The sequence below is a fragment of the Devosia sp. XK-2 genome, from assembly GCF_037113415.1.
Lineage (GTDB): Bacteria > Pseudomonadota > Alphaproteobacteria > Rhizobiales > Devosiaceae > Devosia.
This window is the reverse complement of record NZ_CP146608.1, coordinates 2456954-2472511: the sequence shown is the minus strand read 5'-3', so window position 1 is coordinate 2472511 and position 15558 is coordinate 2456954. Positions and strand designations below refer to the sequence as shown.

Genomic DNA, 15558 nt, shown 5'->3' with positions numbered 1-15558 from the left:
TCGGGCCACCTTCTCCCCTCAGGGGCGAAGGGAAGGCGACCATCCTGCCAGCCATCACTCCCGCTACCACCCCGGGCCGACAAAATCGGGCGGGGTGACGTTGACCAGGCCGCGGCCGACAATATAGCTGCGCTCGACCCAGCCATAATCGGGGATGCGGCACCAGGTGGCGGCGCCATTGGGCCAGAGGGTGTGGCCGGCATCGCCGATCCAGGAGCCGCGGTCACTGTCGCTATCGGTCTGGGTGCAATAGTCGATGGGGATTTCCTGGCCGTCGCGCAAATGGCCGATAATGGCAAAGCGGCTGTCGGGCCCCTCATGCACGGCGATATTGCCGCCCGAGACGCGGGCGGTGATGGTGAGGGCGACAGCCGGCGCGGCGAGGGCGGCGGTAGCGACAAGCGCCAGGGCGAAGGGGGCGAGGGCGCGCATGGGGGCCTCCGAGACTGTTTGCACCTTGATGCGCGGGGTGCGTGGCGGTTTCAAGGCTTCGAACTGTGCCGAAGGCAAATTCGCTCCGGTGGCGCGAATTTCGGTGAGAAGGCCATGAGCGCTCTGCGCGAATGGCGTGCAAAATTGTCGCCCGGCCCGAAGGCGTCGCGAGGACACGGTGAAAAGCGGCTTTCGCCCCGATAGTTTTTAGAAGAGGCGAAAGCCGCTTCCCACGCCCGGGATTTCGGACGCATGCATCGAGCGGCCCCGTTTTGCGGTTGCCCATCCCCGCAGGCGCGGTGCCAGACCGTCCCGGATGCCGAACATCCTTCGCCGCCTGACGCCGGGCCCTTGGCTGGGCGGCCGGTGGTCAGCATACACGCCTCCGCCCGGTCGACACCGAGCGGCCCAGTCTCCCCGCCCGATGCTTCGTGGGCACCGCGTGTTACCGGCGGGAACGAGGGCATTATGGTGCGGGTTTTTTGGGGCGGGGATAAGTTTTTATGCAAGAGGCGGGGGCAAGATTCTATTGCATCTCCAAGCTGTCACCCCGGCCCCCGGGTCGCGTTGCGCCCGAGGTGAACTCCAGCCGGGGCCCATCTTGAGGTGCCGCGATGGGTACCACTCGTCCGTCTGCTTGCATTGCACCACCTCAGGATGGGTCCCGGGTCAAGCCCGGGATGACATCGCGTTTGGTGTCATTTCGGTGCAGGACCGAGACATTCTCCCTAGTCCACCAGCCAGCGATCCTCCCGCTCCGACCAATTGGCCGAATGGGCCTCGCGGAAGTGGGAGAGGGCCAGGCGCGCTTCATCGAGGCTTTGCGCCAGCTGGGCCTGATCGGCACTGTCGGGCAGTGGGCGCTGGAGGGCGCGGCTGCCCGCTTCGCGCGAGACCAGCCGATAGAGATCGACTCGCAAGAGGCGGATCAATTCGACCAGCAGCGGCGAGGGCGGTGTGGCCGGGGGCATATTGCGCAACTGGGCCTGGAGCTGGGTGATCTCGATATCGAGATGCCGCCAGGCGTCGAGCTGGTGAAAGGATATGCGGCTATGCCTGAACCGCCGGACATTGAGCATAAGAGGTCTCCCAAAGGGTTTGGGGAGAGTCTTGCGCGCGCAAACGGGGGCGGGGATTAGTTTTTGTGCTCAGTGCTCCCACATACACAGATTGTCACCCTCGGGCTTGACCCGAGGGCGCTGCACTTCCTCTGCCCTGACTTGTCCGTAGCCCCAAAAGTGCAGTCTCCTCGGGTCAAGCCCGAGGATGACGCGCGGTGGGGTGGATAGGCTTGTGGCTAATACCGCACCCCGCGCCGGGCCACGATCTGCGCGATCCGCTCGCTGTCGCTGGCGTTTAAGTACCGCCCGCGTTCGAGGATTTCGAGGACGTATTCGTCGTAAGTCAGCCCGATCAGCGCGGCGCGCTGGGCGCGGATTTTGGCGATATCGAAGGGCGCGTCGAAGGCGCGCTTCTTCGCCGCCGCCCACTCGAAATAGCGGCCAATGCCATTCCTGCCCCAGGGCGGGGTGTAGCTGTCATCATCATCAAGCGGCGGGCCGCCATTGGAGAGGAGAGAGGTGGTCATGCTGGGAGTTTGGCGCCGGACGAGCACGGCGTCCAACGAAGGATTTTTATTGGGGGGATTGGGCGGGGTTATGCGGTCTGCTCTTGTCGCAGCAAGAAGTTTAGCTTTCACCTGCCTGTATGTTTCTGTTGAGCGGGCAGCCGTCCATAGTTTGGCAGCATGTGTAAGCAATGCATGCTCCAAACCGCTCGTCTGCCTCCCTGCGTCGCTTTTCGAGTTGGAGCAACTCGAAAAGCTCCGGGGATTGGTCCATCCGCGCAGGTGGCCAGGGAGCCCCATGCTCGACGTGTTCTCTGTACTCTACCAGTAGTCCTAATCGTTCGGCGACCGCTTCAGCCTCTAATTGGATCTCTGCTGCGTCACCATGTGACAGTCCACGATTTGGTGGCCAACGACGTGCCAAATGCGCAACATCCTGACACCGCAGGTAGCCCAAGAGTAGTTCCCACCACTTTCCTGCACTTTGCGAATTGGTGACACTCCATGGAGCATCAAGCCCAATGCAGAATGTGCCATCGGTGTTCATGTGCCGCATCAGACAGTTATCTGGCAGAAGTCTCTGCGCGTAATGCTCCCGGGCGAATACGCCGTTATGCCAACCTTTATTAACTTCAATACTGACTTGATACTGACGTAAAGGCTGTCCGCTGAGGTGTTTTCCAGCGGTTGAAATCTCTAAACTTGATTGGGAGAGGCGATTAATTGTCGCCCAATTAGGCACAGCGGCAGCAAGCAATTTGATAGTTTCACTCAATGTGCGCCCTTGGCTCTTCCGTCTCTAATGTGGAAGGTACAGCTGCCGTTGGTACGTTGGCCACAGCCACATCATAAGTCATGTCGACAACGGCCCGTGACCTGAAATAACTTTTTACTGCTGCGTTTCCGGCCTCATACAGCTTGTCACCAATAGCAGTAGTGACTCCGTCAGATACGCTTTGCCGTTCTTCGGCCGAAATTGACGACTTACTAACCGATGTTCTCACGCTCCGGTCGCCCCTCACTCCGATTCTGCTGATTGGTGAAGTTCCTAGTTCAATCCCAATAGCAAGCCCGAGACCGTCGATGCCCGGAAGGACTTCTCTTGCTAGGTTAAAGGAAGACCTCAACGCTCCAGCCAGGTGAATACTTGAGGTAACGGTAGCCTGTTCGCTAATCTTTCCCGAAGATCCTTCGGCAATAATTGAGTGAAGGCAGTCTCCAATAAATCGTACTTTTCGGCCACCAAAATCGTCGCGAACAACAGCGGCCATCTCACCCCTTATTACGTGCAAGTTTCTCACCGCCGTGCCTACGTCAAGCATACTGCGCATGCAAGACTGAATGTAGGAGGTGTACCCGTCGATATCAGCGAACAACGTCGCCATGGGCATTCTTATACTGTGACTTGGGAACAGATCCGCATAATCAATGGTTCTAAGTGGCGGCTCATGCTCGTAGAAATTAAAACTCAAATTTGTACTTCTGGTAGATCGGTCAGCCGCGATGTCCGAGCGCCAACTTTCCAATATTCTGCTTGACGCAGTGTAAGCTTGCCCCCCCGCTATGACGCTTGAAACCTCACTGGCATTGAACGATCGGGCGCCCCGTCTCGAGTACGACTCATTCATAGTGACGGGTCTGCCAGTAAGCGCAGCAATAACTTGAGCGACATGAGTGGAGACGAAGACGCCGGGCTCATCACCATCGGCCAACTTTGCCGCAAAGTTAGCTGGATTGCCCAAGAACAAGGGCTCATGTTCTCCAGCTCTGCCGTTATTGATAGCTACGCAAATGCCAGAATCTATTCCAATGCGGTAGCGACTGGCTAAGCCGCCTCCAAATTCCTCCGTTGCAGCTGCCGCTACAGTACGAATTTGCTCGGCTAGTTCCAGAGCGCGACGGACCCGTTCCGCTTCGTTGTCTGACGGCTCAGTCACGATGGCGTGGAGCCGGTGGCCATGAAAATCCACCCTTTGCGCGCCGACGTCTTCTACGGCGCGATCGCAGGCACTGTAGTGAAAATGGAGAAAGCGAAGGGCTCGGGCGTGTGAAGTCTCTGTCTCGCGTTCGAGATCAGTTAAGCTCGCGTCAAAATCCAAGAGGTTGATGTAAACGTGAACGCCATCAACCAAAATGGCTTCGTTCCGCGCTAGATCAAACAACGGTCGCTGTGCCGAGAGCCCCTGAGTCCGTCGTTCCTCGTTGAGGGTCTGAAATCTTGGCAGGTATTCCTCGCGGTAACTCTGCACATTAACCTCAGGAGCAGTTCGATTTAGCCTGACGATACGAGATAGGGCATTGTCATAGTTCCAGGGCAAGACGCTCACCTTGATAATTTGTAGGGTTCACCTTACGTTCGCTAAAGTGTTACGCGTAACCCGTTGTGATCGCAAGCAACCAGCGTTTTTTGGGGATAATTACTTGGGGACAGCATCGAATAACAGAAGGCGGGAGGCCTCTGACCAGCACGATTTATCGGCTGCGGAAGCCGAAAAAGCGATTGCCCAAGCGGAGGCAGAGGCTGAAGCTCTTCGCATTTCAAAGGCAACCGCGCGTGCTGAACTCGTTCTATCTGGTCTATTAGAATGGGTAGGCAAGACTGATGGGCGAACAGGGTTTCTGTTTGCTGTTAACACGGCCCTAGGCGGTATAGCGTTAACAAATCTCGCCAGCTCAAGATGGTCAATCTTTGAGGTGTTGGTATTTTTTTCGTATTTCGTTCTGTTTGCATTAGCTGCCGTACACTTGATATTGGTTCAGTACCCGAATGTGGCAAGCCCCAATCGGTCAATGCTTTTTTTCGCAACTATCGCTGGCAATGCTTCAGATGATTTTATTGAGCGTTTTTCGTCCATGACAGATGACGATTATCTGCGCGACGTTCTCCACCAGTGTCACGTCAACTCGCTTGTCGTTACAAAAAAATTTCAGCGAATACACAAAGCGACCAGATACCTAATTGCCTCATCATTTTTATGGTTGCTAATCATCGCTGTTCCAACGTTCAATGGCGAGCCAGCAAGGCAGTTTCTTAGTACAGTGTTCGCTTCGCCAATGCTTGGCGCTGTGACCGCCGATGGGCCAGCACAGTGACTTATTTCGGAGTATTATTCGTCTATTCCAGCTGATTGTTCGTTGGTCTTTGCCAAAGGAAAGTGCAGAGCCCTCGGGTCAAGCCCGAGGGTGACGTGCGGTGGGTGTGGGGAGCCCGGGACTAGCTGACCTCCCCCTCCAGCGCATCCAGTTCCATCTCCCTAAGGCGCTTGACCTCATCCCGCAACCTTGCCGCCTTTTCAAACTCAAGGTTCGTTGCGGCTTCCCGCATCTCGCGTTCCAGGTCCTTGATGACCGTGGCGAGATTGTCGCCGGTGACCGTCTTTTCCTTGCCGTCCTTGCCTTTGCCGATGCTGACCGTGACGTGGTCTTTTTCGTAGACGCTGTCGACAATGTCGTTGATGCGGGCTTTCACGCTCTGAGGCGTGATGCCGTTGGCTTCGTTATAGGCGATCTGTTTTTCGCGGCGGCGGTTGGTTTCGGCCAAAGCGCGTTCCATCGAGCCGGTCATGTTGTCGGCATAGAGGATCACCTTGCCGTCGACGTTACGGGCGGCGCGGCCGATGGTCTGGATCAGGGAGGTTTCGGAGCGCAGGAACCCTTCCTTGTCGGCGTCGAGAATGGCGACGAGGCCGCATTCGGGGATGTCGAGGCCTTCGCGGAGGAGGTTGATGCCCACCAGCACGTCGAAGGCGCCGAGGCGCAGGTCGCGGATGATTTCGATGCGCTCGATGGTGTCGACGTCCGAATGCATGTAGCGCACGCGAATGCCCTGTTCGTGCATATATTCGGTGAGGTCCTCGGCCATTTTCTTGGTGAGGACGGTGCAGAGCGTGCGGTAGCCGGCCTTGATGGTCTGGCGGATCTCGTCGATGACGTCGTCGACCTGATGGGTGGCCGGGCGGATCTCCACCGGGGGATCAATCAGCCCGGTGGGGCGGATGACCTGTTCGGCAAAGACGCCGCCGGTCTGGTCCATTTCCCAGGAGCCGGGCGTGGCCGAGACATAGACCGATTGCGGGCGCATGGCGTTCCACTCCTCGAAGCGGAGGGGACGATTGTCCATGCAGGAGGGGAGGCGGAAGCCATATTCGGCCAGGGTCGCCTTGCGGCGCAGGTCGCCGCGATACATGGCGCCAAGCTGGCCGATGGTGACATGGCTTTCGTCGACAAAGACCAGCGCGTCATCGGGGAGATATTCGAACAGGGTCGGGGGCGGCTCGCCGGGCTTGCGGCCGGAAAAGTAGCGCGAATAGTTCTCGATGCCGGCGCAGGAGCCGGTGGCTTCCATCATTTCGAGATCGAAGAGGGTGCGCTGTTCGAGGCGCTGGGCTTCGAGGAAGCGGCCGGCGCCGTTGAGTTCCTGCAGACGCGCGGCGAGATCGGCGCGGATCGTCTTAATGGCCTGGTTCATCGTCGTCCGAGGGGTGACGTGATGGCTGTTGGCATAGATGCGGATGAAGGTGAGGTCGGCGCTTTTCTTGCCGGTGAGGGGATCGAATTCGGTGATCGACTCGATCTCGTTGCCGAAGAGGGAGACGCGCCAGGCGGCGGCCTCATAGTGGGCCGGAAATATCTCAACCGTGTCACCGCGCACGCGAAAAGTGCCGCGGACGAAGCCGGTATCGCCGCGCTTGTATTGCAGGGCGACGAGCTTGGCGAGCAGCTGGCGCTGGTCGATCTGCTGGCCCTTCTGCACGTCGATGGTCATGGCGGTGTAGTCTTCCACCGAGCCGATGCCGTAAATGCAGGAGACCGAGGCGACGATGATGACGTCGTCGCGTTCGAGGATCGCGCGCGTGGCCGAGTGGCGCATGCGGTCGATCTGCTCGTTGATGGTGGATTCCTTCTCGATATAGGTATCGGTGCGCGGGACGTAGGCCTCGGGCTGGTAATAGTCGTAATAGGAGACGAAATATTCGACCGCATTGTCGGGGAAGAAGCCCTTGAACTCGGAATAGAGCTGGGCGGCGAGGGTCTTGTTGGGGGCCAGGATCAGGGCCGGGCGCTGGGTCTGCGCGATGACCTGGGCGGCGGTGAAGGTTTTACCACTGCCGGTGACGCCGAGCAGGACCTGGTCGGTCTCGCCATTTTCGACGCCTTCCACCAGTTCGGCAATGGCTGTCGGCTGGTCGCCGCGCGGCTCATAATCGGTATTGAGGCGGAAGGGTTTGCTCTCGCCGGATTTGGCGGGGCGCTCGGGGCGATGCGGCACCCAGGGGGCGGAGCCTTCCACTTCCTTGCGGCCGTGGAGAATGATCTGCTCGAGCGCTTTCACCGTGGCGGTGACGCCGACAGTGGTGGCGTTCGAGACGTCCTCGTTCTTCCTGGCCTTGTTCTTCTTCACCGAGGCGTCGAGGGCCTCGCGCAGCTTGGCCTGGGTCCCGGGATCAGCGGCGGCGGTGCGGGAAATATCGCGGGCGGTCAGCGGTTTGCTGGGGACATGGCCGAAACCGGCCTGCGGGGCTTCGCCCATGCCATCGAAATCGACGCGGTCGACCGAGTTGATCTTGGTCTTGCCAGTCTTTTTCGCCATGCCGGTGGCGGTGTCATGGCTCGACTTGGTGGTGCGGCGTTTTTCGAGCGGCGTTTTGGGCTCCGCCTTGGCCTTCTCGGCCGCCTCGGCACGATCGAGGGCGCGCTTGTTCTTCATGCGCTCGGCATAAAGCGGCTTGCTCGCGGCAATGTCCTCGGCCTTTTCGATCTCGGCGAAGAACTCGTCGATGGAGAATTCGGCTTTACCGGGGCGTGTCGATTTGGGGGCCATGGCGCGCTCGTGGGATCAGCAAACTGGGGCGGTACAGATGAACCCATAGATGGGGGCTCTGTCACGCAATGTCAGCAGGGAAATGGATCACGGTTGTTAGCATGGCGCGAACGGAATGGGAACAGGGCGTTACCGACCTGCCTTGGTGGCGAACCAGAGGGTGTGGCGGTCGCCCTTGCCATTGTTGCGGGCGCGGACCGTCAGCTGGTCGACCTGCATTCCGGTTTGCTTGAGCCGTTTGGTGAAACGATCGTCGGGGTGGGAGGACCAGATCGCCAGATGTCCGCCCGGGGCCAGCGCTGCCTTGGCAGCGGCGAGACCGGCGGCATTGTAGAGGCGGTCATTGGCGGGTCGAAACAGTCCATCGGGGCCGTTGTCGACATCGAGCAGGATGGCGTCGAATGGCTTGCCGGCGCCGATGGCCGTCGCGACATCGCCCAGGTGAATGCGGACGCGGGGATCGTCCAGACTATCGCCATGCAGCGGCAGGAGGGGACCGCGCGCCCACTCAACGATGTCGGGCACCAGTTCGGCGACGGTGATCTCGCTATCGGCGGCGAAGCATTTGAGGGCCGCTCGCAGGGTGAAGCCGAGACCCAGCCCGCCGATGAGAATGCGGGCCTTCGGGCGCGATCCGACGCGGGCGGCGGATAGGTTGGCGAGCTGTTCTTCGGAATTGCTCATGCGGCTGTTCATCAGGGTGATCGTGCCTGACATGACGGAAAATTCGGTGCCGCGCTGCATCAGCGTCATCGGCCCGCCGCCGGGCATGGTGGTTTCGCCGAGTTTCTGCCAGGGGATCATCAGGCTACCTGTCGCAGTTGGAAGGTCTTGCCGCCGTCAAGCGAGGCGAGGTCGCCGAAGCGGACGAAGGCGTGCAGGGTGAGCGCAATTTCCTTTTCGACCGATTTGCCCTTGCGGAAGCGGGCGGCGATGTCGGCGGGGGAAACCGGGCCGGTGGCGCTGGCCAGAATGGCGAAGATAGCGGCGGTGCGGCGGCGCTCGTCGGTCGGGAAAGCGGGCTTGCCCTTGTCGGCGGGCGCGACGAGATCGAGCTGGCCCTTTTCAGCCTTTTGCGCGGGTGTGCCAAAGCGCGGGCGCTGATAATCGGGGCGCAGCCAGCGGACATGGCCGGCCGCTTCCTCAGCGGCGCGCGCCTTGTTGAGGGCAACGAGGCGGGTGAGGAGGTCGTCGTCCGACAGGCCCTGTGGCCAGCCATAGGCGGCGAGCACGGCGGCGTCGAGTTCCTCGTGCAATTCGCGGAGGATAAGGACAAGGGCGCGGGATTTGACATCGTCTTCGCGCGGGGTGAGGGCGGGAGCCGGAGCGGATGGGCCTTCACCCCTCACCCGCCCTTCGGGCACCCTCTCCCCTGAGGGGCGAGGGGAAGAGGGACCGACGTCTGCCTTGAGCTTTTCGAGGACGTTGTACATTTCGGTCAGGGTGATGTCGGGATGCTCCGCCTGGACGCGCTTGCGGTGGGCGTCGAGGGCTTCGGCAAGGCGGGCGATCTCGGCCTTCTGGACCCCATCAGGATCGGGGAAGGGGAAGGGGTCGAAGCAGCGGGATTTTGAATAGCGCGGGTCATTGCCGACGCCAAGCCAGCCGCCGGCGCGCAGGGCCCAAGTGACGTGGATGCGCGAGGACAGAGCACCAAGGTGGAAGGCGTCGTCGGAGCCGATTGCCACGACCATGTGGTCAGGCGTCGTCGAAGCTTCTAAAAATTGAAACAGTCGATGCTTTGCGGTTTCCGTCGTTCCGATAAATCGACGTATCCCAGCACGGAAGGCACGGATCTCTGGACGTTGGCGGCCAAATAGCCACCAGCGTTCTCTAAAGGCGCGATCTCGGTTAGCGTCACGTTCCGGCTTCACCGTTTCGAGCACATACTGGTATGTCGCTGGCACCTCCAGCCGAAGCCGTTCAGGTTCCGATCCGAAGAAATCTATCACGTAGCGGCCCCGGCCGCCTCGGACCAGCTCGCCGCCATTCACGAATGGCTTTATGTACTTGCCGGCGGGATGGCCATCTGTGGCCACAAGGTGTTCTGCAGTCGCCTTGTCGAGAACGAAGCCCTGGCCCGCCAACATCATGCCGTTGCAGGCCATGCCGTTGTTGGCGGCAAGTGCATGGACAGCAGTGAGGTCCGCACCGATGGTAAGGTCGGCATTTATGGAGCCGCTCTTCTCGCCCAGCCTGATATCAGGAGTATCGGTATCAAGTCCACTTTCGGCCTGCACTTCCAGCAGCTTGCCCTCGGAAGTTCCGGCCAGAGCCATAGTCATGGCAATCCTGACTGCTGCAGCGTCCCGGCTAGCCTTGGTCCAAGGGTGGTCTCCGATGGCGTACCCAATGCTGATGGGTTTTTGAGCGCCGAGATGCCGTTCGACTACCCTGCGATTGAAGACCTGAGTGATCGAGTTCGTCGTAACAAGTCCAAAGCGGCGCAGGATGGTGTTCTTGGCGGTGAGCAATGTGGCCGCATGGTCCCACCAGAACATGACAAAGTCGGCACTCTTGTTCATTTTTGGGTGTGCGGCCCAGAGCGCCGCAAGGTAGGCGTCGCCGAATGCGGTGCGCATTGGTTCGCCTTTCCCGAGGAAAGGCGGGTTGCCGACGATGAAATCGGCCATGGGCCAATCGGGCTTGCGCGGATTGGGATAGGTCTCCTTGCCATCCACCACTTTGGGCAGCGGATAGCCGTCCCAGGTCAACACGGCGTCGCGGCATTCGATATTGTGGAAGGCGCGGAGAATAGGCTCGGCGGGGTGTTCGCTGGTGGCGCGATAGTGGATTTGCAGATAGCCGATCCAGAGCACCAGTTCGGCAATGGCGGCGGCGCGAGGATTGACCTCGATGCCCAAAAACTGGTGCGGGTCGACGGTGTGACCGGCCAGCGCCAGGCTGGCCTGGCCGCCCATGGAGACAAGGGCGTCAATGACCTCGTCTTCGAGCTGCTTGATCAGCTCCATGGCGACATAGAGGAAATTGCCGGTACCGCAGGCGGGGTCGAGCACTCGGGTGAGGCAGAGCTGGTCGTGAAAATCGGTGATGGTCTGGATGGCTTCGTTGCGCTTGCCCTCGGCCATGAGTTTTTCGGCGCTGACGGCGGCATCGCGCCAGTCGGCCCGCAACGGCTCCAGGATCGTGGGGATGACCAGGCGTTCGACATAGGCGCGGGGCGTGTAATGGGCGCCGAGCTTTGAGCGTTCCTTCGGGTTGAGCGCACCTTCGAGCAGAGAGCCGAAAATCGCCGGCTCGACATCACGCCATTCCTTGCCGGCGGCCATGAGCAGTTCGCCGATTTCTTCCTTCTCAAGATCGAGCACGACGGGATTGCGGAAAAATTCGCCGTTGAACCTTTTCACCTGCGCCTCGATGGCAAAGGCGAAGGCTCCGGTATTCATGGCCTCCCAAAGCTGGCTGACCATGGGTTTGAATTTCTGCGGATCGTCGGCGCATTTTTGCAGAACGCCATGGAAGCTGCCCTTGGGCAACAGCTCGACATCTTCGGCAAACATGGTGAAGAGGCAGCGCATGAGAAAATGCGCCACCAATTCAGGATCAAGCCCGCGCCCTTCGAGTAAGCGCGTGACATTGGCCAGGCGCCCGGCCACTTCGCGGGTGGCGCGAGCGGCCTTCTTGGTCGGGTCGAGGGCGGCGGGATCGGTCCAGATCAGCCTGAGGCGCTCGCGGATGTCGTCGCGGCGCAGGTCTTCGAGATAGATGCGAAAGCCCTGGCGATCGGGGAACTGGGTGTAGTTGCGACCCTTGCCGGTGAAATCGGCAAAAATCTCGAAGGCATGACCCACATCGCAGACCAAGATAAAGGGCGGCCATTCGTGGTTTTCGGGCAGGGCGCGGGCATAATCCTCGGCCTGGCGCCGTGCATTGAGCATGAGAATGTCCCAGTTGCGATCAGCTGACCTAACGCCTTGTTTTAAAACGTTAATTTGCGGGGGGGGGGGGTCAAAAGCCAAATCGGGTGTCTTGGGGCCGCCTTTTTGGCGCGACTGCTTGGCTTCGAGCACGAAGTGTCCGCGCTTGTAGAGATCGATGCGGCCATGGCCGACCTTGTCGCCGGCCTCGCGGAAGGACACGACACGCTCGAACACATAGTCGTTGTGCTGATGCTCGGCGGAGGCAGGTTGCGGCGGCGCGACATCGAGAACGGCGCAAAGTTCGGTGAGAAAGAGGGCGTAGTTGGCGCGCTCGGCACCGCCGGTCTGGCCCTGCCAACGCGCGATAAACTGTTCGACTGGTGATGACACGCCCGCCCCCTTGTCGGTGCAACCTAGAGCATTTTTTCTCTGGGTTGAAACATGGAAATCCACCTAGTGCTCGATTTACCAGGCGTGCGAACGGTTGGTCGAAATCGGCATTCTGCGGTCGTCGTTATGTCATTGGGCGAGTGGTTCGCCATAGGGGACATAAAAATGAAAATTGCGGGTTGGGGTTTGAGTGCGCTGATCGGACTGTTTCTGGCGATTGCCTCGGCGACGCCGAAATTCATGGGGATCGAGGCGGCGACCAGCGCCATGGAAGTGGTTGGTTGGCCGATGAAATATCTGGTGCTGATCGGCTGTATCGAGGTGGGATGCGTGATCCTGTTTCTCTTTCCGCGCACGGCACTGCTGGGCGCGGTGCTGACAACGGGGCTGCTGGGCGGGTCGCTGGCGGCCAATTTGCGGGTCGATAATCCGCTGTTCAGCCACACGCTGTTTTCGATCTATCTGGGCATTGCCATTTGGGTGGCGCTGTGGCTGCGCGAGGAAAAGCTGCGGGCGGTTTTCCCGGTGGTGCGCTGAACGGGCTCCAGGAGGCCGGGCGGGATGCGGGCGCGCTGGACAAAACCGGTCCAGCGCGCTGGTTTCAGGTGCGTGCCGGCATGAAGATGATGACGGCGAAGAGCAGCACGCCGGCAAAGGTGACAAGCGAGCTGATGGCGACGACGGGCTCGATGCCGGGATTGCCACTGAGCATCACATAGAGCGAAATGCCCATGGTCAGGACGCCGAGCACATAGATGCCATATTGCAGCCTGGGCAGCAGGCCGGTTGCCTTGGCCGGGTTAAGCGCCAGATAGGCGCCGAACAGGGCGCTGGTGACCCAGCCGAGCAGGTTGATATGGGCATGCGCGCCCACGACGGCATGATTGCCGCTGACGGACATGTGAATGCCCAGGCTGATACCGGCTATCAGGAACAGAATGGCCGTGCGGAAATAGAGATTTGCCAAGCTTGGCATGTGGAAAGTCCCCCCCTTTAGGTGACGCGAGGCGCCGGTGCGGCGATTCTGCGCACGCCTGGAGATTAGCGCGGCCTTTTGTGTGTCGGAAGCTGCATAAAGGGGCAAAGGCGCCACCCCTTGGGATGGCGCCTGAGCTGAAAATGCTGGTGCTGATCAGAAGACCTGATAGCTGGTGACATTGTTGTTGTAGGTCGAGAGCGAGCCCTTGTCGGTCGAGATGGTTGCGCACAGGCCGACATAGTTGGGCTGCTTGCAGATCACTACCTGAGCGCCGCCATAGACCTTGATCGATTCAATGGCATTGTCCCAATTGCCGGCAATGTCCGGATTCTGCTGGCCGGGTGTGGCGCAGAAGCTGGCACCTGCGAAATGCTTGTCCTTGAAGAAACACACTTTGGGCGTTTCAGGAGCTGGCGGGGCAGGGGGTGCCGGCGGCGGCGCATCGCCGATGCCGAAGGAGAAGCTGGGGCCGCCCGGGCCGACAGTGACGCCGAAATTGAGCGGAATGTCGGAACTGCTGCCGCCGCTGCCACCGCCCGAGGGCGGATTGGCGGGGGCGAGATAGCTCTTGGCGACCCAGCCATCGGTGTTCGAGGCGCGGTCGACAAAGCACCAGGAGCCCTGGCACTGCTTGACGTCGACATATTCGCCGGTGCTCAGAACGCCGACCTTGGCATAGCCGGTGCCGGGACCGGTGCGGACATTGACATTGCCGGTGGCGACACCGGGAGCCGCCGAAGCGGCCAGAGTGGTCAGAAGAGTGACGGCGGCCAGGGTGGCGCCGAAAAGCTTGCGATTACTGGACATGGGGTTTCCCTCAGATTTGCTTTGGCGCCCGAGTGTGCGGTGCGCTTTCTGAGGGGGATTAGGCGCTTTTCGCGCTGAACCGGCGCTGAATGTGGCGTTTAGGCGGCACAGTCGCGGGCCCCGGATTGAGGGCGTTTGGGCGGGCGCAACCTGAACGGGATGAGCCGATCCGGCCCTTAGTAGAGCCGGATCGACGAGAGATTGCGGCGCAGATATTGGGTGAGCACAGGCTGGCTCTCGGCAATACGCTCGCAATAGGACTGGAAGAAGCGATCCCGACAAATGGCGGCGCTTGTGGGGGTTATGACCCTGATCGAAGAGATGCGATTGTCCCAGCCCCATGCGGCCATATCGCGGAACACTTCGCCGCTGCTGGCGCAGAAGGAGCGGCCCGTATAGTGCGTGCCTTCGTAGAAGCACATCTCACCACCAGCCAGATCGGGCCAATGATTGTCGGGGTCGAGAATGGGCCAATATGGATCCTTGCCAAAATCGATCGCCGCCATTCTGGTCCAGCCGCGGCCGCCGGAGCCATCGACATTGCACCAGAGCCTTTGGCAGCGAAGGACTTTTATGGCCTGATCACCCGCGATTTCGCCGGTGACAGCATAGGCATCGCCCGGGCCGTTGCGGAGCACCAGAGTTGTGCGGCTCCAGCCATGAGAGCCGGATTCAGAATGGGCATTGGCGGGAAGGGCCGGGAGCAGGGCAGCAATCAGAGCAAGAACAAGGGCAAGAAGCGGGCGCATGGCAATTCCACCGTTGTAAGCTGAAAGGAGGTTAGCCTGCCTTTGAAGATGTTGCAAAGTAAAGCGCCGCCCGTTGCCGAGCGGCGCCTTTTTGTTGCTGAAAGTCTATTATCGCACGCGGACCGAGGCGATGTAGTCGTCGAAATCGCCCAGCGAGGAGGCGCCGGTGGTATAGGTGCGGCAGGAGCGGAAGCCGGGCTGCGAGCAGACCTGTACTTCCAGGCCATCGGGATTGTCGAAAGAGGAAATCCGGTCGGTCCAGCCGCGCAGATCGCGAACCGCTTCGCCCTGTTCCATGCAGAAGCTGTCGCCGCGGAAGCGGGTGCGGTCGTAGAAGCACACATCCTCGTAAACGGGCTGGATCACCGGGGGACGCGGGGGACGCGGCTGGGGCTGGTTGCCAACGCCGATGCTGATCTGTGGGCCATCGGGGCCGCCAATGGTGAAGCCGAAGGAGATGCCGGGATTGGATGGATTGACCGGGCGGCCACCGGCGCTGAGATAGCTGGCGGAGACCCAGCCATCAGGGCCGGGCTTGACCACATAGCACCAGGAGGCCTGGCAGCGCTGCACATCCACCTGTTCGCCACGGCGCAGGGTGTCGACAACCGCGTAGCCAGTGCCCGGGCCGGAGCGCACATTGACATTGCTGGTGGCGGTGCCGGGAGCGGCCTGGGCGGCGGGCAGGAAGACGACGACGGCGGCGGCGGCCACGGCAATGCCGGTGGCCAGATTGAGAAGATTTTTGCGGGTCTGACGGTGCATGACATGTTCCCTCCGGCTCGGCCTTGCCGGTCCCGGACATCCGGGACGACGCTGTTCGGCGGCCGCGCCATTTTGTTTGTGACTCCAGAAACGAAGTCCTGGCGCAAAGAGTTCCGGTGGTGTCCTGGAGAAAGCGCTAGTATTGCATGCTCCAGGCGCCATCTGCG

General features: G+C 60.5%; 13 protein-coding genes and 1 pseudogene. 2 read left to right on the top strand and 12 right to left on the bottom strand.

Features of this window, described 5'->3' with window-relative positions; all coding sequences use genetic code 11:
* Positions 1-63: 63 nt before the first annotated feature.
* From V8Z65_RS12085 to V8Z65_RS12065, 5 genes are all read right to left on the bottom strand, one after another.
* Positions 64-432, bottom strand: coding sequence for a hypothetical protein (locus tag V8Z65_RS12085; protein WP_338720351.1), 369 nt, complete (start codon positions 430-432; stop codon positions 64-66).
* 728 nt (positions 433-1160) lie between these two features.
* Positions 1161-1511 (bottom strand): hypothetical protein, encoded by a 351-nt coding sequence (locus tag V8Z65_RS12080; RefSeq protein ID WP_338720349.1) that lies wholly within the window; start codon positions 1509-1511, stop codon positions 1161-1163.
* Between the two features lie 218 nt (positions 1512-1729).
* Positions 1730-2020: a hypothetical protein gene (locus V8Z65_RS12075; protein WP_338720347.1), complete on the bottom strand. Its 291-nt coding sequence runs from the start codon at positions 2018-2020 to the stop codon at positions 1730-1732.
* Between the two features lie 100 nt (positions 2021-2120).
* Positions 2121-2774 carry an E2 domain-containing protein gene (locus V8Z65_RS12070; protein WP_338720345.1) on the bottom strand — a complete coding sequence of 218 codons (654 nt, stop codon included), beginning with the start codon at positions 2772-2774 and terminating at the stop codon, positions 2121-2123.
* The gene (locus V8Z65_RS12065; protein ID WP_338720343.1) at positions 2767-4317 is read right to left on the bottom strand and encodes a guanylate cyclase; all 1551 of its coding nucleotides are present in this window, start codon (positions 4315-4317) and stop codon (positions 2767-2769) included. Before V8Z65_RS12065 ends, V8Z65_RS12070 begins: the two co-directional genes overlap by 8 nt.
* 46 nt (positions 4318-4363) lie before the next feature.
* Here V8Z65_RS12065 and V8Z65_RS12060 point away from each other — a divergent pair, with 46 nt between their 5' ends.
* Positions 4364-5092, top strand: a complete 729-nt coding sequence (locus V8Z65_RS12060) for a Pycsar system effector family protein (RefSeq protein ID WP_338720341.1) — start codon at positions 4364-4366, stop codon at positions 5090-5092.
* 148 nt (positions 5093-5240) lie between these two features.
* On the opposite strand, the pseudogene uvrB reads toward V8Z65_RS12060, so the two are convergent.
* The 3 genes and pseudogenes from uvrB to V8Z65_RS12045 form a co-directional block, all read right to left on the bottom strand.
* Positions 5241-7589 (bottom strand): annotated as a pseudogene (gene uvrB / locus V8Z65_RS12055) (excinuclease ABC subunit UvrB); the annotation flags it as partial.
* 360 nt (positions 7590-7949) lie between these two features.
* A complete protein-coding gene (locus tag V8Z65_RS12050) occupies positions 7950-8624 on the bottom strand; it encodes a spermidine synthase (protein ID WP_338720339.1) in 675 nt (224 codons plus the stop codon).
* Entirely contained in the window at positions 8624-12091 is a 3468-nt protein-coding gene (locus V8Z65_RS12045; protein WP_338720337.1) for a DNA methyltransferase, read from the bottom strand. The genes V8Z65_RS12050 and V8Z65_RS12045 overlap by 1 nt, the downstream gene beginning before the upstream one ends.
* A 165-nt stretch (positions 12092-12256) precedes the next feature.
* Between V8Z65_RS12045 and V8Z65_RS12040 the strand changes: the two genes are divergently transcribed.
* Positions 12257-12628, top strand: coding sequence for a DoxX family protein (locus V8Z65_RS12040; protein WP_338720335.1), 372 nt, complete (start codon positions 12257-12259; stop codon positions 12626-12628).
* A 64-nt stretch (positions 12629-12692) separates the two neighbouring features.
* Here the strand turns inward: V8Z65_RS12040 and V8Z65_RS12035 are convergent, their stop codons facing one another.
* From V8Z65_RS12035 to V8Z65_RS12020, 4 genes are all read right to left on the bottom strand, one after another.
* Positions 12693-13067, bottom strand: coding sequence for a hypothetical protein (locus V8Z65_RS12035; RefSeq protein WP_338720333.1), 375 nt, complete (start codon positions 13065-13067; stop codon positions 12693-12695).
* 156 nt (positions 13068-13223) lie between these two features.
* Positions 13224-13877 carry an SH3 domain-containing protein gene (locus tag V8Z65_RS12030; protein ID WP_338720331.1) on the bottom strand — a complete coding sequence of 218 codons (654 nt, stop codon included), beginning with the start codon at positions 13875-13877 and terminating at the stop codon, positions 13224-13226.
* A gap of 176 nt (positions 13878-14053) precedes the next feature.
* Positions 14054-14626 carry a peptidase inhibitor family I36 protein gene (locus V8Z65_RS12025; RefSeq protein WP_338720329.1) on the bottom strand — a complete coding sequence of 191 codons (573 nt, stop codon included), beginning with the start codon at positions 14624-14626 and terminating at the stop codon, positions 14054-14056.
* 108 nt (positions 14627-14734) lie between these two features.
* Positions 14735-15391 carry an SH3 domain-containing protein gene (locus V8Z65_RS12020; protein WP_338720327.1) on the bottom strand — a complete coding sequence of 219 codons (657 nt, stop codon included), beginning with the start codon at positions 15389-15391 and terminating at the stop codon, positions 14735-14737.
* Between the last annotated feature and the right edge of the window lie 167 nt (positions 15392-15558).